The organism is Achromobacter mucicolens, from assembly GCF_902859725.1.
Taxonomy (GTDB): domain Bacteria; phylum Pseudomonadota; class Gammaproteobacteria; order Burkholderiales; family Burkholderiaceae_B; genus Achromobacter; species Achromobacter mucicolens.
In genome coordinates, this window is record NZ_CADIJP010000005.1 from 110591 (window position 1) to 131403 (window position 20813).

Genomic DNA, 20813 nt, shown 5'->3' on the forward strand with positions numbered 1-20813 from the left:
AATAGCGCCATGTTTGGCTTAATGCACTATTAATGAGGCAAACCATGGCCGCTGCGTGATTTATTAATAGCGCGTAAGTTTCACTTATGCGCTATTAATAAGGCATTTCAACGTATCAGCCGGCGGTTGCACGGATCACTGCCTGATCCAGCCGCAGCCCTGCCCGCGCGGTGTCCAACGTGACGCGCGCCCCGAGCGGCAGGGTCAGGTTCGGATCGCCATGTCCACTGGGCCAGCCAGCCAGGACTGGAATGCCTCGAGCGCCGAACTGTTCGAGTATCAGCGGATACAGCAGGCTCTGCGCCTGCGCGTCGTCCAGATTCGTCCCGATGATGCGGGTGAAATTGCCCACGACCACGCCTTGGACGCCGTCGAACTTGCCTGCGGCCGCCAGTTGACTCAAGAGCCGGTCCACGCGCGGCAGCGCCTCGTTGACGTCTTCAAAAAACAGAATTGAATCGCGCGTGTCGATCTCGTGCCGGGAACCGATCAGCGCGGCAATAAGCGCCAGGTTGCCGCCCACCAGCCGCCCGCTTGCGGTGCCAGCCACCAGTTCCATGGCCCGGCTGTCCGGCGGCGGCTGAATCCACGCGCCCTCCCCGATCTGGCCGCTCAGCATCGCCAGCAGATGCGACTCGGTGGGTTCGTCCTTGCCTGCCACCAGATCCTGCGCCAGCATCGGCCCATGGAAGGTGACAAAACCGGCGTGGCGCTGCATGGCCAGATGCAAGGCCGTGATGTCGCTGTAACCGATGAAGGGCTTGGGGTGTTGGCGCAGCAGCCCGTAATCGAGCCTGTCCAGCAAGCGCCATGAGCCAAAACCGCCCTGCAGGCACCACACCGCGCCGACGTCCGGCGCGGCGAACGCCGCGTGCAGGTCATCCAGGCGCTGCACGTCCGTCCCGGCCAGATATTCATAGGGAGCGTCGAGCCGAGTGCGCGACGCCGGCATGATCACCGGAAAATACCCCCGGTCTTCGAGCCATTGCGCGGCAAGGTCGCTGGCGTTGGGCGCGGCGGACGCGGGCGCCACGATGGCGACCTTCGCACCCGGCCGCAACGCCGGCACGGGTGCGGCCGAGGGTTTCGCGTGCGACGGCGGCGGCGCGGGGGGGCGGTTCAGAGCACCGGGTGAGGACGCTTTCCGGCCGCCGGCGCAGCCCGCCAGGCCAAGCCCCGACAGGCACAGGGCGCCAGCATTCAACAGCATCCGCCGGCGTCTGGCGTCCGGCAGACCGGCATCCTGGTGCGAGCCGGATTCCGGACTGGGCCGGCTCAGGAGATTGGCGAACGGGGGGCTGGTTGGTCCGCGCATCAGAATCGCTCGTACTCCAGCCGGTAGCGCCATTGCCCGGCCGCAAGGCCTGCCATCGGCAAACGCCCGATCCGCAACCGCCGCAGGGCCAGCAGGCGCAGCCCTGCCGCTTCGCACACCGCTTCAATAAACCCGGGCATCGGCGACTTCAGCGCAAAGCGCAGATGGTTTTCGTTTTGCCAGCTCACCTTCATCGGGGTGGCCGGGCGTCCCTCATAGGCCATGCCGCGCTGCATGCGGGCCAGATCGGCCTCGCTGAGCTGGCCTTCGACCTGGGCGACGTACTCCTGCTCGACGTGACGGCCTTCGTCAACCAGCTTGCGCGCCACCGCGAACTCCTGCGTGTACACGACCAGACCGCTTGCCGCGCGCTCAAGCGGCGTCACCAGCTTGAGTCCATTGAACATGCGCTTCAAATAGCGCTGACCGGAACGGTCGCCGGGCATCAGGTTCTCGGGCAGGATCAGGTCGCGAGCCGAGCCAGGCTGGTCGTCAGCGTACATGCCCGCTGGCTTGTGGATCAGAATGGTGACCGGACGGCCCTCTTCCAGCCGGGCGCCGGGCAGCAGGCTAACCGTCTGCGAGGCCGTGACCCGCAAACCGGGCTCTTCCTGCACTTTGCCGTTGACCGTGACCCAGCCGCCTTCGATGTAGCGCTCGGCATCTGCGCGTGAACACGGCAGCTCCGTGGCCAGCCGCTTGGCCAGCCGCTCGGTGTTCGCGGCAGCGGGGGCTTGGGCGGGACGCTGGCCACGCGATGGGCTCGCGCTGGCTTTAGGCGCACGATCTTGAGGCGCACGATCCGGACGGCTGCCGGGCCGAGTGCCCGCGCCGCCGGTGCCGGGCTTTGCGGCGCGGCTCTTCATTCCTGGCTTGGCCGGCGGGGTGGCTCGCCCGGTCCCGCCGCTTGTGGCAGAACGAGCCGGCTTGGCCGGCGGCATGGCGCGACCGGTTGTGCCGCTTTTGGCAGGACGGGCCGGTGCGTTGCTTGCGGAACGCTCTGGCCGCGTCGACGCCGCCGGACGGGCGGGCCGATCGGCGGCGCGTTTCACGCCGGATTTGGCCTCGCTGGGGCTTGGGACGGAAGGCTCGCGGCGGGGTGTCCCCGCCGCGGGGGCGGACGGCCCGGACCTGGGCGGACGAGCACTGCGGGTTCCCGTGGCGCGCTTGGCGGGACGGGATGACAGGCTGAGCGTGCCGGGCTTGGTGGGACGCAAGGTGCTGCTCATCGTCCCTCCTCCTGGCACAGCGGATTGAAGCGGTAAAGGAATGGGTCAGAAGCGCCTTTGGGCGCCGCGATCAGAAGCTTGGTCATCAGTATTGCCGGGCATTGCGAAAAGCGGGCCACATGGCCCGCACCTTGAGACGGATGTTACGCCCTTTTCCGCCCAAGCCCCTCGGGCGGCGCCGGCTCCCGGTCCGCTGCCTGCGGACCGGCCTGCACGGGCGGCGGCACCTCGTCGATCCACGCCTTCAGCAGTGTCGACGTCACCGCCAGGATGACCGGGCCAATGAACAACCCGACGATGCCGAAGGCGATCATGCCCCCGAGCACGCCGGACAGGATGAGCAGCATCGACAGATTCACGCCGCGCTTGATGAGCAGCGGCCGCAGCAGGTTGTCCAAGGTGCCCACCACGATGGCCCAGACCAGCAGCACGGCGGCAGCCAGTTTCATGTCGTTCTGGAACAGCCAGGCGACGCCACCCAGCATCGGCAGGAAAGGTCCCAGTTGTGCCAGGCACAGCATCACCATGAGGGCAGTCAAAATCCCCGCCGCCGGCACCCCGGCAATCCACAGGCCAATGCCGCCCAGCGCCGATTGCACCACCGCCGTGACCACGATGCCCAGCGCCACCGCGCGGATCGCGGACGCGGCCAGCTTGATCGCCGCCACGCCACGCGGGCCGGCCAGCCGGTTGGAAAACCGCAGCGCGAAGTCCGCTGCGGCGTCGCCCTTGCTGTACAGAATCCCGGCGATGATCACCGTGATCAGCATGTGCATCACGAACACGCCGACGATCGCCGCGTGGCCCAGCAACCAGTGCGCCGCGGTGGTCAGGTAGGGTTCGATGCGCGCCAGCAAGCCCCCGGCGCCGGCGTCGGACAGGGCCTGCCACTCCTGGGCGATCCGCGGGCCCGCCAGCGGAATGCCTCTTACCCACGACGGAGGCGCCAGCAACGCATAATCGGGCAGGCGCTTGACCGCCGCCATGATGGTGCCGCCGTGTAGCGCCAGCGTCGAGATCGCCTGGTACAACGGCAGCACGATCACGAACAGCAGGATGAGAAGCATCGCCACCGTTGCCAGCCAGCGCCGGCCGCCGCAATGCCGCTGGATCGAGAGCAGCACCGGCCAGGTAGCGACCACGATGGTCGTGGCCCAAATGAGGCCCGGCAGGAAGGGCTGAAGGACGTACAGGCTGCCGATCATCAAAGCCAGCAGCATGACGATGACGAGCAGGATGCGGGCTATGTCGACGGACTGGCGTGGTATCACCCGAACCTCCTGGCGAGGCTGCCGCCCCGCGTTGCGGTGGATGAGGACCGGCGGCGCCCGTCCGTGCCAGCCAACGCGCTGAATCGAATGTATTCGAAAACGCGCAGAACTTGAATGGAAACGTTGGTAGGCGCTACGAGGCGCCTACCATCGCGCGAAACCGGCTGCGGATCGCGCCGGAGTATGCCCAGCACCAGACCGCGAGCGCCAGCATCGCCACCGTGAAGTAGGCGCGTGCGCCCTCGGGCACGGGATTCAGTTGCGACAGCGTGGGGAATGGCTCGAAGCCGATGAAGTCGGTGGCGGCCAGGGTGCTGAAGATAAGCGCCAGCACGGGTCCGGTAAACCGGGGGCGCTCTCCCCGTGTGTCGGGAGCGGCAAGAAAGCACCAATGAATCCAGCGCGCGAACTGGATGGCCACGGCAACCAGGGGAATGAGTAGCGCAAGCTGTAGCACCAGCAGCGCCAGAATGACTTGAGTGGGAAGCATGCGCGGATTTTAATCGGATCCGCCGGGGGCTTGAAGCCCCCGGCCCTACGGCGGGGACGTGTGGAGTAACTATGTCCCCAATTGGAATTCACGCCAGTTGGAACCGGCGCTGGTCAGCCAATCCTGCACGTACTGCAGGCTGAGCGCGATGGATAGCACCTCTCCCTGGAACAACACGTCGGGCTGCGCGCGTAGCCAGTTGAAGTCTTCGATTCTGCGGATATCTTGCGCCAGGACCTTCAGGCCTTGGCGGGACGCTTGCCCAAGCAGGCTGAAAAAACGCTCTTGGAGGGGACGGCGGGTGCAGATGCCTTCGGGTATGCCGACGCGCAGCCCCGTGGCGCGAAGCGTGCCGAACGATGCTTGCGCCGAGGGCAGCAAACGCACCCGCAGTGCGGGCCGCAGTTCCTGGTAACCATGAAAAAGCGTGGCGCCGTGTGCCAGGCGGTCGCTAAGGGGAACGTTGTACGTGACTTTGCCGCACGGGTAGATGGGCAGGCTGGGATGCGACGCTTGTGGAGTTTCGCGCAGTTGATCGCCCGCGACGGCGCCAATGCGCAGGTCCTCGCATAGCTGCCGGGGCAGCAAAATTTCCGAGTTGACGTTCAGCGGATGGTCGATCGACAGCGGCGCCATGCATCCTGCCGCCCGGAAGACTCGCCCTGCGCGGCGCAGGGCGTCGGCCGAGGCGGCGTTGGCAAGCAGCGCGGGACCGTGCCAGCTTTGGCCGCCGACCAGCGCCATTTCGCGAACGACGCCTTTGGCGTCCAGGACAGGTTGGATACGTAAAGGCTCGCTGACGAGGGTGGCGGATTCGGCCAGGTTGATAGCGTTCATAAGTCGATGAGTCTATGGATGGCAAATTCATAAACCAATCGAAAAAGTACGATTCAGGCGGCGATTGCGCCCGGGGTTGGCGCATTTTCAAAATATTCTTATATCCGCCGTTTAGCGCGATGCCTACGATGGCCGCATGCCAATCAAGGATCCAAAGACCCCCGCGCCAGACGTCCAGCCAGTCCCCCGAGCTCCCACGCTGCTCTTGCATCTCTTCGCCGCTGCGCTGCTGGCCTGCATCGCGGCGGCGGCCGTATTTCTGCTGTACTGGTCTTTTACCAGCACCGCTTCCACGTACCGCCGGCAAATGAACGCCGCCGCGTACAACGCGCAGATCTTCTTCGACCAGCGCGAGTCGCTGCTCCGGTCGCTGGCATCCAGCCTGGTGCGCAACACCGATGCCGCGCCCGCCTCCGACACCCCATCGCACTTCGGCAACACGGGTCAGATCAAGGTGTTTCCGCTACACGAAGACCCGAACGTCTACGATTGGGCGCTGATCCTCACGCCCCGCGTCCTTGACGACGTCGCCTTCGCGCATACCCGTCTGCTGTTCACCTCCGGCCGCAGCGGCCAGACCACGTACGTCGCGCCGCGCCCTCCCCGCCCCCCGGCGCGCGGGCCTGCCCGCATCCCCCAGCTGGGCGCCGACGAACAATCCTGGATCGCGCGGGCGCTGGCGGCGGCCGATCCCGGCGCGGCGCACGACCGGCGCACGGCCATCACCTGGTTGAAGCCATCCACGCACAACGCCAACCCGCTCTACCTGTACACCCCCATCGACCCCAACACGCCGCGCGCCGGATGGATCGGCCTGGAGCTCGGCGACCTCGACGAGGCCATCGACCTGTCCTCGCTTCGCGGGGGCAACTACATCCTGCACGACCAGCACGACGCGCCCGTCCTGCACAGCCCCGCCGACCCGCAGGTGCTGGCGGGCCTTAGCCGTTACGGCGGCCGGGAAGACGCATTCGGCTGGTGGGGGCCGGGTCTGTTGCCCCGCTTCGTCGTGCTCAGCAAATCCGTGGGTGAAGCGGGCTGGCGGCTTGTCTACTACACGCCCATCAGCCGCATCCTCGGCGACATGGCGTTCGCCATCCAGGCAATACTTGGCGGCGCCTGTCTGCTCTTTGCGGCCGTCATTTTCGGCATCCGCCACATCCGCAAGAAACTGGTCGCCCCGGCCCTGCGGCAGTACGAAGCCCTTGCCGATAGCGTATCCCTGAATCGCAAGCTGGTCGAAGTCGCACCCGTCGGACTATGCCTGTTGCGCCGCGCCGATGGCAGACCGCTGCTGGCGAACGAACTTGCCAAGGACTGGCTGCTGGGCGATGCCGAGCTGCTGTCCCGGCTGATCTCAGAAAACGACTTCAGCGCAGACCGCGAATACGTCCTGAATGACGGGCGATGCCTGTACCTGACGTTCGCGCCAATCACTTATCACGCCGAGGACGTCATCCTCTGCGGCATCAACGATGTCACCGCATTCAAGCGGGTCGAGCAGTCCATCACCCAGGCCAAGCTGCACGCGGACGCCGCCAATCACGCCAAGACGGTGTTCCTGACCACCATGAGCCACGAGATCCGAACGCCCCTGTTCGGCATTCTCGGCACCCTCGAACTGCTGGGCCTGACCGCCATGGACAGCCAGCAGCAGCAATACCTGGAAACGATGCAGCAGTCCTCGGCAAGCCTGCTGAGCTCCATCAACGACACGCTCGACCTGTCGCGCATCGAGGCAGGCTACCTGACGCTGGAAACCGCGGAATTCTCGCCCGTTCAGATGCTGGACAGTGTCATCGGCACCTACGGGGCGCGCGCCGAAGCCAAGGGTCTGCACCTGTATGCTCTGGCCGACGTGACATCGCCGCCGCTGGTCCTGGGCGACGCGATGCGCGTACGCCAAATCCTGAACAACCTCGTCAACAACGCCATCAAGTACACCAGTTCGGGTCAGGTGGTGTTGCGCCTTCAGACGCTCAGTCAGGACGCGCATTGTGCGACCCTGAAGTTCCAGGTGGCCGATACCGGCATGGGCATCTCTGCAAAGCACCACGCGCGGCTCTTCGAACCCTACTTCCGCGCCGAAGGCGGACCCAACCAGAACGTACCCGGCACCGGCCTTGGGCTTGCCATATGCCGGCGGCTGTCAGAGATGATGAACGGCACGCTCAGCGCCGTCAGCGAGCCAGGCCTGGGCACCAGCATGTCGCTCGTCCTGACGCTTCCGCGCGCCGGCGGCGCGCAAGCGGAAATGGGCGTCCGGCTGGACCCCCGGCCCGTATTCGTGCGGGGCGCCAACAACGAGGTGGTCACCAATCTGTGCCAGTGGCTGCGGCATTGCGGCGCCCTGGCCATGCCGTACAAGGACGCGCTGCATGGCCGGCGCGAAGGCAGCGTCCTGGTGGAAACATGGTCCCGGGACTTCATTCCCGCGGCCTGGCGCGGAGCCCGGGTCATTGCGCATCCGCCGGGCATCAAGCCGCAGCCGACCATCAACAGCTGGACCGCCGACAGTCATAGTCTGGCCAGCATCGTCGGCGCCGTCCGCCTTGCACAGGACAGCGCCGCCACGAAGGCGCCTGCTGCCCCCCCGGCATCCTGCGATTCGCTCGACATGCACCTGCTGGTCGTCGAGGACAACCCGGTCAGCCGGCAGATCCTTCGAGAACAGCTGGAACACCTGGGCTGCACCGTCGTCCTGGCGACAGACGGCAACGATGCATTGGCGCTGCCCGAACTTGCTGATTTCGACGCCATCCTGACGGACCTGCAGATGCCTGAACTGGACGGCTACGCCCTCACCCGCACGCTGCGCAGCCAGGGCTACACCCGGCCGATCGTGGGAATCACCGCCAGCGCATTCACCGAAGACCTGCGGCGCAGCGCTGAAGCCGGCATGACGACCGTGCTGCTCAAGCCGCTGCCCATCTCGGCGCTGTGCAAGGCGTTGATGACCCTGAAGGAAGCCGCATGACCAAAACGCTGTCCGAGTACAGGGTCCTGATCGTGGACGACCATCCGCTGCAATGCGTCCATCTGGCAGATCAGCTGGCAGCGGCCGGATTCGGGCGGGCAGACGTGGCATCGTGTGCCGAGACCGCCCTGGCCAAGACCGAGCTGCAGGCGTACCACCTAGTCCTGATCGACCTGAACATGGCCGGCATGGATGGCGTGCAATTCATAGACCGGCTCGCCAGGCAGCGCCGCTCGCCGGCGCTGGCAATCGTATCGGCCTGCCTGCGGCGCATCATCGAAAGCGTCGCCTTGATGGCACGGGAAAAGGGTCTGGACGTGCTGGGCACCTTTTCCAAGCCTTTCACCGTGCAGGACGCCAGCCAATTGGCCAGCCAACTGTGCCGGGGCCGTCAGCAGTCAATGCCGGGCCCCGGGACCGGGCCCGCCACGGACCGCACTGCCCTGGAACACGCGCTGCACCACGGACAGTTGCAGGCCTGGTTTCAGCCCAAGCAGTCGCTGGCCACCGGGCGCTTCGTCGGGGCCGAGGCGCTGGCGCGATGGCTGCACCCCGAACTGGGATGCCTGCCGCCTGGCGCCTTTCTTCCCGCCATCCGCCGCCTGGGGCTGGACAAGGCGCTGCTGCGGCAAATCCTGCAAGACTCGCTGCGCGGGCACTTGCAGTGGGGGCAGCAAGGCTTTCGCGTCCCGGTCTCGGTCAACCTGCCCACGCAGTTCCTGGACGATCCGGATCTACCCGACGAACTAGAGGAAATGGTGTTGACCCGCGGGGTGGCGCCGTCGGAAGTCACATTCGAATTGCTCGAGGACGAGACAACGACGGCACAAGGCCAATACTATATGGGCGCCAGCCGGTTACGCCTGAAAGGTTTCGGGTTGGCACAAGACGACTTTGGCCGAGGTTACAGCTCCATGTACAGCCTGATTTCGACCCCGTTCACTGAACTGAAGATCGATCGCGCCTTTGTCAGCGGCGCCGCCAGCGACGAAAGCCAGGCGGCGGCCCTCAGGTCGTCCGTGCAGTTGGGCCGGCAATTGGGGCTTCAGGTCACGGCCGAGGGCGTCGAAACGACGTCTGACCTCGAGTTCCTGCGCCAGATCGGTTGCCACTGCGCCCAAGGATTCCTCATTTCGGCCGCGGTGGACACCGACGGCTTCAGCCAGCTTCTCGCCCGAGAGCGGCGGGCCATGACTCCGCCCGCGCGGTAAGGCCGACCATGCGTAAGCCGGACACCCCGTTTGCCCGAATCACCCGTACCTCGCGCTGGTTGAACTTCGCCCTCTTCGGCATCCTTCCCTTCGCGCTGATCCTGATCGGCGCGCTCTATTGGGGTTTGAATCGCATCGTCGACCAGGAGCGTGACCGCCTGAAGCTCGACTTCTCCATACTGGTCGGCTACATCCAGGCGCAGGAGCAATTCCTGGGCAGGCTGCGCGCGCATAACGCATCCCTTCCCGAAGAAAGCCTGTCGACGACCATCAATCTGCACGCGACCGAGGTGCCGGAACGCTTCGGCATGCAGATCTTCGAAGGCCAGCACACCTATGCGGAAATGGCGTTTTCGCTAGCGTGCGAGCAGGCCACGGACTGTCCCACGGCGGGCCGCCGGCTCGCCAACCTGGGCGAATTCCTGGCCGACTTCTACTCCAGCTTCTGGGCTGCATCCTACTACCCGGCTTCGACGGTCTTTCTGGTCAACCAGGCGGACAGCATCAGCATGAGCGTGCCTGCCGTGGATGCCGTGTCGGGGTATGACCGGCTGAGCGCCACCGCATTCCTGGCGGTGACGGACGCGGTCAGGACGGAATTACGCCGCCTGCAAACAGTGCGACAACGCCTTATCGACCAGGACCTTCCCAGCCACCGCGAACTGCCAGGAACCGGCCGCGTGCACTGGTTCCGCTCGGAAGCGCTGTCCGGCAGCATGCTGGGCATCATTTATGCCGACATGCCGCAGTCGGTCTGGTCCACGGCACAAGGCAGGACGTCGGCTGTGTACGCCACCACGCAATTCAACCACCAGCGGATCAACATCTTTGAAAAGACGCTGCGCAAGCCGCTGCATGGCGGATTCTGGCTGACCCACCGCGATGAAGGCCTGCTGCTGGGCGAGGCGCCGGGCCCGGCGGCGTCCAGGGATGGTCTCGAATACACAGCGGACGGCATCGTGCTGCGCGTCACGGATCCTTCCGGCGTGTGGACGGGCACGTACCGCATCAGCTATGGCGCGTTTTTCCAGGACAACCTGTGGCTGCCGGCCATCGCGGGCCTGCTGCTCCTGCTCAGTCTTGGCGCCGGCATCGTGTCCTCGCGCTGGTACAGCCGTCATGTCATTACGCCAGCGTCCAATGCGCAGCGCGACATCGTCGAAAAGGAAGAATTCAGCCGTACATTGATTGAAACCGCACCCGTGGCGCTGTGCGTGCTGGCGCGGCCGATGGGACAAGTGGTGTTCGGCAATAGTCTCGCGCTTCAATGGCTGGGCGCCGAGGCCGGTCGCGAACTGGACAATTCACCCAAGACCAACCTCTTCCTGCGGCAGGTCCTGGGCGCGACGGGACCGGGCACCATTGCCAGTTTCGAGGCCACCGACGGACGTCCGTTGTACGTCGCCTACGCACCCACGCGCTACAACAACCAGGACGTCGTGCTGTGCGCTTTTTCCGACATCAGCGCCCGGGCCGTCATCGAGCAGGCCCTGACGGAGGCCAAGCGCGAGGCGGACAAGGCCAACGAAGCCAAATCGACCTTTCTGGCCACGATGAGCCACGAGATCCGCACGCCGCTGTATGGCGTGCTGGGCACATTGCAACTCATGAGCCTTACCGCGCTGGACGAGGAACAGCGGCAGCACCTGGAGCGCATGCAAAGCTCGTCCGCAATCCTGCTGCAGCTCATCAGCGATGTCCTGGACATCACCAAGATCGAAGCCGGGCAGCTCGCGCTGGAGTATTCGGACTTCAATCCGCGCGAACTGGTCGAGGAATGCACCAATGCCTACGCGGCGATGGCCGAACAGAAGGGGCTGCTGCTGTTTTGCTGTGTGGACGTTGACGTGCCCGACTGGATGACAGGCGACCCCGTGCGCATCCGCCAGATCCTTAGCAACCTGCTCAGCAACGCCATCAAGTTCAGCGACTCCGGACACGTGATCGTCCGCCTGACGGTGGGTCAAGTGCTGGACGGCAAGACGCATCTGCGGCTGCAAGTGGTCGACACGGGCATCGGAATCCCCAAGGAGGGCCAGGCGCAACTGTTCGTTCCCTTCTATCAGATCGACAGCGGTTCGCACACGGTGCGCGGCGCCGGCATCGGCCTGTCGATATGCGCGCGGCTGGCCGGTCTGATGGGCACCAGCATCCGCGTCACCAGCGAACTTGGCCTGGGCAGCAGCTTTTCGCTGGACCTGCCTTTGTCTGTAGCCGCCGGTCAGGCGGCCAGCCCGCCCGACCTAAGCGGCATGAACGTGTACGTTCGCAGCCCGCATCACGAACTGTCCGACAACGTCTGCCAATGGCTCAAGCGCTGGGGCGCCGTGGCGGCTCCCATGAGCGCTCCCCTGCCCGCCGGCACGCCGGACGACATCCTGGTCGACGTGCTTTACACCGGAGGCGCCGACCTGACGGACTGGCCCGGCCACCATGTGCTGGCCTGCGCAAGCGGCAAGCCGCCCACCGCGCGGACCGTCAAGGTGATCGCCAGCGTCGAGCACATTGCCGCCGGCATGTTGGCGGCGGTTCGCGGTGAAGTCGCCTTGCCCGGGGACGCCGACAGCGGCGCGTGTAGCCCGCTGGGATTGTCCATTCTCGTCGCCGAAGACAACCCGATCAACCAGGCAACCCTGCAACATCAGCTGGAGCAGCTTGGCTGCGAGGTCACACTGGCGTCCGACGGCGCCGAGGCGCTGATGCTGTGGGGGCTTGCCCGCTACGACGTCGTGCTGACCGACGTGAACATGCCGCGCATGAATGGCTATGAACTCGTCCAGGCGTTGCGGGCCCAGGGCGCCACGGTTCCCGTCATCGGCGTGACCGCCAATGCCATGCGCGAAGAAGAGGAACGGTGCCTCGCGGCTGGCATGACGTCGTGGCTCGTCAAGCCCATCAGCCTTTCCACCCTTAGGCGGCATCTGCAGGGAAGCGGCGCGCAGCCGGCCGACGCGGCCGAAGCCGCGGCGCGGCCGCGCGCGACGCGCCAATCCGAACCCGAGCCTGCAGTGCCGGAAAAGTACCGCGCATTGTTCATCAGCACGATGGAAGCGGACGTCACGCAGATGGTGCGGGCCCTTGAAATCAACGACCAGCGTCTGCTTGGCCGCACATTGCACCGCATGCGAGGCGCGCTGAGCGTCATGCAGATGACGGCGATCACGGAACGGCTGGAGGCGCTGGAAGACTTGCTGCGCGGCACGGGTCTGGATGCCGTGGCGCAGGCCGAGGGTCACGCGGTGGTGCAACTGCTGCGCAACACCTTGGCGGAAATCTAGCCTTCATTCCGTCCGCTTATGGGCCTTGCGCCGGCTTGCTTTCGAAGCTTATCGATGTATCGGTTGATGTTCCGGAGGTAGATTCAGCGGCTTTATCTCTTTCCCCGCCCGCCTGCCTGACGCCCATTCAGCCTGCAGCCCAACCGCTTCTGCTCGCCTTCTCAGTGGAGTTTGAACATAAAATGGTCACCGACGGAAGTATCGAAAATCCTGGCGCCCTTAGCCTGGTGGGGCCAGCCAAGGAACGGCTTCCCCCTGCGGCATCGCAAGCCGGACACGAGGAATCACCAGGTGCATTCGAACATCAACGCGATGGCGGATCCATGATGAAGCTTTCGTCTGACCAGGATGTGCGAATCATCGTCGCCGACGATCATCCCATCATTTCTCTTGCGCTTGCGGATTCCCTGAACGAGGTGCCCGGTTTCACGGTCGTCGCCACCGCGCGCTCGGGACTCGAACTGGTCACTGCGGTGCAGGACCATCCCTGCCATCTCATCGTCACCGACTTTTCAATGGCAGCCCGGTCCGGCGATGAAGACGGATTGCGGCTCATCGAACGTCTGCAACGCCTGTTTCCGGAAATCCCCATCGTCGTCTTCACGATGCTGTCCAACAGCGGCATCCTGAACCAGCTTCGCCAGGTGGGCGTAACGGGCATCGTCAGCAAGGAAGAACCCATCGACGAGCTGGTGTCGATATGCATCCGCGCGCTGACTGAAAGCGGCCCCATCCTGTCCAACAGCATCGGCCAGCGGCTCAGCCAGAATGACGTGACGATGGGACGCGCCGGCAGAACAAAAGGGCTATCGCCCAAAGAGCTTGAAGTGGTCCGAATGTTTGCGCAAGGCCTGTCCGTGACAGAGATCGCAAAGCGCCTTCACCGGTCGGTAGCCACCATCGGCACGCAAAAGCAATCGGCCATGCGCAAGCTGAACATCGAGACCAACGCCGAACTGCTCAGGTACGCGGACGAACAAGGGTTCTCTTGATGTAGTCGCGTCAAGCGGTGCGCCATGAATCACTCGGGCTGAGCCGGCTCAGGTGTGTGCGCCGGCTGCGTGGGGTGTGACGACGCTTGCATCGCCAGCAAACGCGTCGTCAGTTCGGCGAACTGGACATCCCGCGACTTCAGCTGCGCCACCAGGCTATCCACCTGCGCGGACGCGCCCGCCAGACGTTGCGCCAAATCCGATTCCCGCGCCTGGCTGGCTTGAAGCGCTTGAGCTGCCGCCACGGTCTCGGCATGCCGTTCGCGCTGGTCGGCCAGCGCCTGCGCCTGAAGGGCGGAAGCTCGCTGCTCGGCCGCGCGTTGTTGCTCCTGGACGGCGGCAAGCGCGTCGCGTAGCTGGTCTGCCTGCTGTTGGGCGGCAACCAGGGATGCGTCCAGACGAGTCTGCAAGCGCTTAACCGCGCCCCGCTCCGCATCCAGCTCGTTCAGCCAGCGGCGCTCGTGGGCGGCGTGGCGCGCATCCAGGGCAGCAATCGCCTGTGCGTGCCGGTCGCGGTCATGCTCAGCGTCGGCCAGCAAGGCCTTGTTGGCGGCGCGGACGTCCTCCAGACGGGTTTGCGTTGCAGCCAGCGCCGCGTCCCGCTGGCGCAATTGCGCTTCGGCGGCTTGCAGACGGTTTTCGGTGGTGGCCAATTGCGCCCTGGCGACCTCCAGCGCTTCCTGCAGATGCTTTTCCCGCTCGATCAGCTGCGCCTCGCGCAGTTCAAGCTGTTCGGCCTGCGCGGCAAACCGCTCCCCTTCCCTGGCCAATTCCTCCCATCGTTCCTCATACGCCCGAGCTTGTTCAGCCCTGGCCGCCGCCAGCGCGGCTTCCCAGAAATGCGTGGCGGCCTGGGCGATGGGGTCCGGTACCGCGGTGGGTGCAGCAAACGCACGCGGATCCTGGATGCGAGCGCCCAGCGCGCGAAACCAGGTTTCCAGGTGCGGACTGACGGTATTGGGTGAGCCCCGGCCGATTTTCTGTCGAACGCGCTCGATAGTGGGCCGGGCGCCTTCCAGCAACAGCGCATCCGCAGCGCTCCAGACGTCCGATTCCGTTATGCCAGTGGCCATGATGATTTGCGTCGCCGAGGTGGGTTGTTTTAGTCACGATAATGGAACCTTATCGCGATTTAATTTGAATATACGTTATATATCTTACAGCTTACGTATGTTTTCGTACAATCGGTTCTCCAACGCACCTTTACCTGAGAATCTCCTGGCAGGTAATCGTCGTGAAGTGACGTCACGAACGCCCTGTTCTTTGGGCCCGAGCTACGCAGGGCGTGCAGCACGGGCGCAATAAGCCGCCAGGCGCCATCAGCGGCCCGCGTCTCATAAAACGGTGCTAGAAAGGTGTGGCGCCAATACGTTTGGCGATGCGGGCCGGAACTCCTTGCAGAGGGTGGCCCGGATTCCTTCAAGAACGGCGCGCTGACGCTGGCGCCTGAGAAAACGCGCGAAGATGATCTCGCATCAAGAGCGCGGCGGAGGAGCAATTCTTGGAAATCCCCAGGAATAGGCGTCGGCGAGCCCATTTTTCGTTCAGATGAACGATCTTCAATGCCTTCGTTTGGTACGTCCTGAGCACTGCAGCGGGCAGCACGGCGATGCCGAGATTGGCTCGCACCATCTGGCACATCGCATCGAAGCTACGGACCTGTATTCGTACCCGCATCGCCGCGCCGCATTCTTCTGCGGCTCGGGACGTGAGTTCCAGCAACGAACTACCCCGGTTCAGTCCGACAAAATCGTACGGCAAGCATTCAGAGAACCGCACACGCGTGCGACGCCCCAGCGGATGCCCCTGCGAACAGATCGCAACCAGCTTGTCTTCCTGAAACGCTTCAACCTCCAGGTCGCCAGTCGGCGTGTTCTCGGCAAATATTCCAATGTCTGCAACACCTTCCACTATTGCCCGCACGATGTCGCCGCTCAGTTGCTCCTCCAGCTCGACGCGAATCTCCGGGTATCGAGCCATGAACGTGGACAAGCAATCCGGCAGGAATTCCGTCAGCGCGGACATATTCGCCCACAGGTGAACGTGGCCGCGGGTCCCCTGCGAGTAATCGCGAATCTCGCTGCTGAACTGTTCGAATCCTTGGAAAAGCCGCAGCGCATGTTGCAAAGCCAGGTGACCGGCAGCGGTCAGGCTGACGCCGCGGGCGCTTCGCTTGAGCAGTCTGGTTCCGGCGCTTTCCTCGAAGTCGGCGATTCGACGACTGGCGGCCGATACGGCCAGACCGCACGCCTGCGCGCCGCGCGTGACGCTGCCAATCTGCGCCACGGCGCAAAAGAGCCGCAGCGTGACGAAATCAATGCGCGCGGGATTGAGCAACGGTTTCAATGAGGGACCCCCAGGAGCGTTCGCGTTTTGCGAACGACAGTGTACCAACGAGCAATTCCGCGATGACTGGGTCAGCCTTAAATTTCATGCATCGTCATCTGGGGATTACCGTGCAAGCACTTCAAGGCATCAAAGTCATTGAGCTCGGCCAACTCATCGCCGGACCGTTCGCCGGAAAGACGCTGGCCGATTTCGGGGCCGACGTCATCAAGGTCGAGCCTCCCGGCATAGGGGATCCATTGCGCAAATGGCGGCTTCTGAAGGATGGAACATCCGTGTGGTGGCAAGTCCAATCCCGCAACAAGCGCTCCATCGAAGTCGATCTGCGTACGCCGGAGGGTCAGCAGTGCGCCAAGGCGCTCTTGATGGAAGCCGACGTGCTCATCGAGAACTTCAAGCCGGGCACGTTGGAACAGTGGGGATTGGGCTGGGAAGTCCTGCACGCGCTCAATCCCAAGCTCATCATGCTGCGCATATCGGGCTACGGCCAAACCGGGCCCTATCGTGAAAAGCCCGGCTTTGGAGTTCTTGGGGAAGCCATGGGCGGACTGCGGCACCTGACGGGCGAACCGGGTCGCGTGCCGGTCCGATGCGGGATTTCCATTGGAGACAGCTTGTCTGCGCTGCATGGCGTGATCGGCGTTCTGCTCGCGCTTTACCACCGCGACGCCCGCAAAGGACAGGGCCAGATGATCGACGTTGCGCTCTACGAGAGCGTGTTCAACATGATGGAAAGCCTGCTTCCGGAATTCGACGCTTTCGGCGCAGTGCGCGAGCGTTCCGGCAGCGCGTTGCCGGGCATTGCTCCCACCAACGCGTATCGATGCGCTGACGGCGGATATGCGCTGATTGCTGGCAACGGCGACAGCATATTCAAGCGGCTGATGGCGGTCATCGGGCGGCCAGACCTGGGCGATGATCCGTCCTTGGCGCAGAACGACGGCAGGGTCGCAAGGGTCGATGAGATTGATCGAGCCATCGAAGCGTGGACGTCCACGCGCTCGCTCGACGATGCGCTTCGCGCTCTTGACGAGGCGCGTGTTCCAGCGGGCCGCGTGTATTCCGTCGAGGAAATTGTCTGCGACCCCCAGTATCTCGCACGGGAAATGATCGTTGACCACGTGACGGCAGCAGGCGATCAGTTGAAGGTCCCCGGGATTGTTCCCAAACTGAGCGCTACGCCGGGCAGGATCGCGCATCCGGCCCCGAGTCTCGGCCAGCATAACGCTGAGATCCTTGGCCATGCGAACTGGCCGGCGCGTGATGAAAGGATGACGGATCATGCCTGATACCCAGACCCAAATCGTGAAGATCAATGAGGTCGGCACGCGTGACGGCCTGCAGAACGAGCCCGTGTTTGTGGACACGGACGACAAGATTGATCTGATCAACCAACTGAGCAGCCTGGGCTACGCAAAGATTGAAGTCACGTCGTTCACCTCCCCGGCAGCCATTCCAGCACTGAGAGATGCGGAAGTTGTCATGCACCGCATCGAACGCAGGCCTGGCGTGGTCTACACCGCGCTTATTCCGAATATTCGTGGCGGTGAACGCGCGCTGGAATGCAAGGTCGACGAGTTCAATCTTGTGATGTCCGCCAGCGAAACCCACAACTTGGCCAACTTGCGGATGACGCGAAACCAGTCACTCCGCCAGTTGGCAGACGTGGTGCGGCTTGCCCGGCACGAACAGGTGCCGGTCAATATTTCGCTGTCCTGCGTCTTCGGCTGTCCGATGGAAGGAGAAGTCGCCGCAAGCGAGGTTATCGATCTGGTGGGCAGATTCGCTGAAATGGGGGCTGAAGGGGTCACGCTATGCGACACCACCGGCATGGCGTACCCCACGCAGGTCACGCAAGTCTGCGCGCAAGTGCTTGATGCGTACCCGGACATGAACGTGACCGGGCATTTTCACAACACGCGTGGCATGGGTCTGGCGAATGTCCTGGCCGCGCTCCAGGCGGGCGTAGGCCAGTTTGACATGTCCCTGGGCGGGATTGGAGGCTGCCCTTATGCGCCGGGGGCTTCGGGAAACGTCGCGACGGAAGACGTCGTGCACATGCTCAACTGCGTGGGCCATGACACAGGCATTCAGGTCGAGGACCTGATCGCGGCTTCCCATCGCCTGCAAGCGTTGGTTGGCCACGATATGCCGGCGCAAGTCAGCCGCGCCGGCCCACGACTGACACGGCACCCTCCCCCCTCCGGTTTCGATGAAATCCGCAATCGGGCATTGAATCGCGAACAATCAATAGGACGACCGTAGACATCATGATCGATCATCTGGATCACCTGGTTCTGACCACCGACCGCGAAGAAGCGTGCATCAAGTTCTATACCGGGGCGCTGGGCATGACGCTCGAGCGCTTTGTCGGCGGGATGCCGCCCGTTGAACGCAAGGCGTTCAAATTCGGCAACCAAAAGATCAACCTGCACGTCAAGGGCCGGGAATTCGAACCCAAGGCCCATACCCCTGTGCCTGGCGCGCTGGATCTTTGCTTTATCGCCGCCAGTCCGCTGGAAGACGTAATCGCTCATCTGGAAGCGCTGCAGGTGCCGATCATTGAAGGGCCCGTGCTGCGAACGGGCGCAACGTCAAAGATCCGCTCCATCTACCTGCGAGATCCCGATCTGAACCTCATCGAGATTTCGGAACTGGTGGCCGCCCCGTAGCTCGCCCGTCGTTCGTCCGTAACCCGCCCGTACCCACGACCTGGCGTCAATGCAACGCCGGGCGGGCACCGCTTTACCCAAGGAGACAAGCATGCACCTCAAACAACTCACTCTGGGCGTCGTCCTTACCGCGGCAGGCGCCGCTCACGCGGCAGATGGCTGGCCGACCCGACCCATCACGTTGATTGTGCCCAGCGCGCCGGCGGGGTCGACAGATATCGTCGCCCGCTTGATCGGGGAACAGTTCCAGAAGGTTCTTGGCCAGCCGGCGATTGTCGAAAATCGTCCCGGTGCCTCCGGAAATATCGGCACGGAAGCGGCTGCTCGCGCCAACCCGGATGGCTACACGTTGCTGGTGCAGTACTCGGGCTATCACGTGGGCAATCCCGCCCTATTCCCGCAGATACGCTGGAAGACGTCCGACTTCGCACCCATCGCCCTGGTAATGCGCGCCCCTCATGTCGTCGCCGTATCCGGCACGGTGCCGGCCATGAACCTGCAGGAACTCATCAGTCTTGGAAAGACCAACGGAAAAGGTCTCTTCTTCGCTTCTTCCGGAAACGGTTCAATCCAGCATATCGCGGGCGAGATGTTCGGCAGGCAGGCGAAGGTGCCAGTAACTCATGTGGCCTATAAGGGAGCCGGCCCCGTGATCAGCGACCTCATCAGCAGACAAGTGGACATGTTCATCACGACGCCGCCCTCAGTGATCGGACAGATTCAGGCAGGAAAGATAAAGGCGGTCGCGTACACCGGGCCAACGCGGCACCCTTCCATGCCGACCGTGCCGACCTCGGCCGAGGCGGGTCTGCCAGGCTACGACGTGGAAAGCTGGTTCGCAGTGTTTGCACCCGCGAAAACGCCTCCTGAGGTCCAGGCTCGCCTGGCGGACGCGTTGAAAACGATCGTCGACAGTCCGGCTTACAAAAAGCGGATCGAAGAGCAAGGCGCCTTCGCGACCTACATGGGCCCTGCGGATTTGGGACATTTTGTGGACCAGGAGACGCAATCCTGGGCGAAGGTCGTCCGGGAGGCCAACATTCGCGCCGAGTGAAGATATATCAACTGCCCCGCGCGAGATGCTCGGCGCGAATGCCGAACCGACGTGATTGCGCCAGCCTAGGTGTCGCGCGGCGACCTGTCGGGTCCGACCTGGCCGGGGTGTCGCAGTGTGTTGATTTGCATGAACTCATTGGTATCAATATGAAGATTGTCATTTTGGATCGCGCGACCTTGGGCCCGACCGTCAAATTGCGGGCGCCGGACTTCGCCCACCAGCTCGTGTCCTACGACGCGACAAACCTGGATCAGGCCCCCGCGCGTATCGCGGACGCCGATGTCGTAATTACGAACAAAGTCCGCCTGGAGGCGCAAGCCATCGCCGAGGCGAAGAAGCTGAAGCTCGTCGCGGTTGCCGCGACTGGCACCGACAACGTGGACTTGGCCGAGTGCGCCAGGCGGAACATCGTAGTCAGCAACATTCGGAACTACGCGGTCAACACCGTTCCCGAACACACTTTTGCGCTGATTTTCGCCCTTCGCCGCAGTATCGCGGCGTATGCAGCGTCGGTGTCGGCCGGCCGCTGGCAGCAAGCCGGGCAGTTCTGCTATTTTGACTACCCCATCCGAGATCTGGCGGGCTCCACGCTGGGCATCATCGGCGATGGCGTGCTGGGACGAGCCGTTGCGGACATCGGACGAGCCCTGGGAATGAACGTCCTGGTCTCCGCGTTCAAGGGGTCTTCGGGCATGGGCAGCCTTTACACCCCCTTTGAAGACGTGCTCGCGCAATCCGACGTCATCACGCTTCATTGCCCGCTGAACCAGGCGACGCGCAACATGATCGGCGCGCCTGAATTTGCCAGAATGCGGCGCAAGCCTTTGATCATCAACACCGCCCGTGGCGGGCTGGTGGATGAACAAGCGCTTGGGGACGCGCTGCGTTCCGGCGCAATCGGCGGTGCAGGATTCGATGTGTGCACCGTGGAGCCACCGGATTCGACGCATCCTTTGATGGCCCTGACCAGCCTGCCAAATTTCTTGCTGACCCCTCACGTCGCCTGGGCTTCCGAAGAAGCGATGCAAGCCCTCGCCGATCAATTGGTCGACAACATCGAAGCGTTTGCGGCGTCCACCCCCCGCAACGTCGTCACCGCGGCCTAGCAAGCGCTCCAAACCCCCTGCGAACCGCAGGA

The 20813-nt window shown here is 63.9% G+C and carries 16 protein-coding genes; 9 read left to right on the forward strand and 7 right to left on the reverse strand.

From position 1 onward, the window contains the following. Positions 1–115 precede the first annotated feature (115 nt). The 5 genes from HV786_RS07675 to HV786_RS07695 all read right to left on the reverse strand — a co-directional run bounded on the left by HV786_RS07675 (position 116) and on the right by HV786_RS07695 (position 5142). Entirely contained in the window at positions 116–1069 is a 954-nt protein-coding gene (locus tag HV786_RS07675) for a S66 peptidase family protein (RefSeq protein ID WP_175210547.1), read from the reverse strand. A 245-nt stretch (positions 1070–1314) separates the two neighbouring features. Next, entirely contained in the window at positions 1315–2181 is an 867-nt protein-coding gene (locus tag HV786_RS07680; RefSeq protein WP_175210460.1) for an RNA pseudouridine synthase, read from the reverse strand. Positions 2182–2687: 506 nt separating this feature from the next. Then, positions 2688–3764: an AI-2E family transporter YdiK gene (ydiK, locus tag HV786_RS07685; protein WP_128830295.1), complete on the reverse strand. Its 1077-nt coding sequence runs from the start codon at positions 3762–3764 to the stop codon at positions 2688–2690. A 184-nt stretch (positions 3765–3948) separates the two neighbouring features. Beyond that, positions 3949–4305: a hypothetical protein gene (locus HV786_RS07690; protein WP_128830293.1), complete on the reverse strand. Its 357-nt coding sequence runs from the start codon at positions 4303–4305 to the stop codon at positions 3949–3951. A gap of 69 nt (positions 4306–4374) precedes the next feature. Then, on the reverse strand, positions 4375–5142 hold the full coding sequence (locus HV786_RS07695; RefSeq protein WP_128830294.1) for a hypothetical protein: 768 nt from the start codon (positions 5140–5142) through the stop codon (positions 4375–4377). Positions 5143–5278: 136 nt separating this feature from the next. Between HV786_RS07695 and HV786_RS07700 the strand changes: the two genes are divergently transcribed. From HV786_RS07700 to HV786_RS07715, 4 genes are all read left to right on the forward strand, one after another. Further along, complete coding sequence (locus HV786_RS07700) at positions 5279–8119, forward strand: ATP-binding protein (RefSeq protein WP_217472105.1); 2841 nt, start codon at positions 5279–5281, stop codon at positions 8117–8119. Next, on the forward strand, positions 8116–9330 hold the full coding sequence (locus HV786_RS07705; RefSeq protein WP_128830250.1) for an EAL domain-containing response regulator: 1215 nt from the start codon (positions 8116–8118) through the stop codon (positions 9328–9330). The genes HV786_RS07700 and HV786_RS07705 overlap by 4 nt, the downstream gene beginning before the upstream one ends. 8 nt (positions 9331–9338) lie before the next feature. After that, positions 9339–12608 (forward strand): hybrid sensor histidine kinase/response regulator, encoded by a 3270-nt coding sequence (locus HV786_RS07710; protein ID WP_128830251.1) that lies wholly within the window; start codon positions 9339–9341, stop codon positions 12606–12608. Between the two features lie 326 nt (positions 12609–12934). After that, the gene (locus HV786_RS07715; RefSeq protein ID WP_254599462.1) at positions 12935–13600 is read left to right on the forward strand and encodes a response regulator; all 666 of its coding nucleotides are present in this window, start codon (positions 12935–12937) and stop codon (positions 13598–13600) included. Between the two features lie 29 nt (positions 13601–13629). Here the strand turns inward: HV786_RS07715 and HV786_RS07720 are convergent, their stop codons facing one another. Together HV786_RS07720 and HV786_RS07725 are read right to left on the reverse strand one after the other, a co-directional pair. Then, positions 13630–14673, reverse strand: coding sequence for a DNA-binding protein (locus HV786_RS07720; protein ID WP_128830252.1), 1044 nt, complete (start codon positions 14671–14673; stop codon positions 13630–13632). A gap of 346 nt (positions 14674–15019) precedes the next feature. Continuing rightward, positions 15020–15946: a LysR family transcriptional regulator gene (locus tag HV786_RS07725; RefSeq protein ID WP_128830253.1), complete on the reverse strand. Its 927-nt coding sequence runs from the start codon at positions 15944–15946 to the stop codon at positions 15020–15022. 86 nt (positions 15947–16032) lie between these two features. On the opposite strand from HV786_RS07725, the gene HV786_RS07730 reads away from it, so the two are divergent. The 5 genes from HV786_RS07730 (at position 16033) to HV786_RS07750 (ending at position 20781) form a co-directional block, all read left to right on the forward strand. Continuing rightward, positions 16033–17235 carry a CaiB/BaiF CoA transferase family protein gene (locus tag HV786_RS07730; protein WP_175210462.1) on the forward strand — a complete coding sequence of 401 codons (1203 nt, stop codon included), beginning with the start codon at positions 16033–16035 and terminating at the stop codon, positions 17233–17235. Then, the gene (locus HV786_RS07735) at positions 17228–18211 is read left to right on the forward strand and encodes a hydroxymethylglutaryl-CoA lyase (protein ID WP_128830255.1); all 984 of its coding nucleotides are present in this window, start codon (positions 17228–17230) and stop codon (positions 18209–18211) included. Before HV786_RS07730 ends, HV786_RS07735 begins: the two co-directional genes overlap by 8 nt. 5 nt (positions 18212–18216) lie before the next feature. Further along, positions 18217–18618: a VOC family protein gene (locus HV786_RS07740; RefSeq protein ID WP_128830256.1), complete on the forward strand. Its 402-nt coding sequence runs from the start codon at positions 18217–18219 to the stop codon at positions 18616–18618. A gap of 91 nt (positions 18619–18709) precedes the next feature. Then, entirely contained in the window at positions 18710–19672 is a 963-nt protein-coding gene (locus HV786_RS07745; RefSeq protein ID WP_128830257.1) for a Bug family tripartite tricarboxylate transporter substrate binding protein, read from the forward strand. A 149-nt stretch (positions 19673–19821) separates the two neighbouring features. After that, positions 19822–20781, forward strand: coding sequence for a D-2-hydroxyacid dehydrogenase (locus HV786_RS07750; RefSeq protein WP_128830258.1), 960 nt, complete (start codon positions 19822–19824; stop codon positions 20779–20781). Positions 20782–20813: the final 32 nt, after the last annotated feature.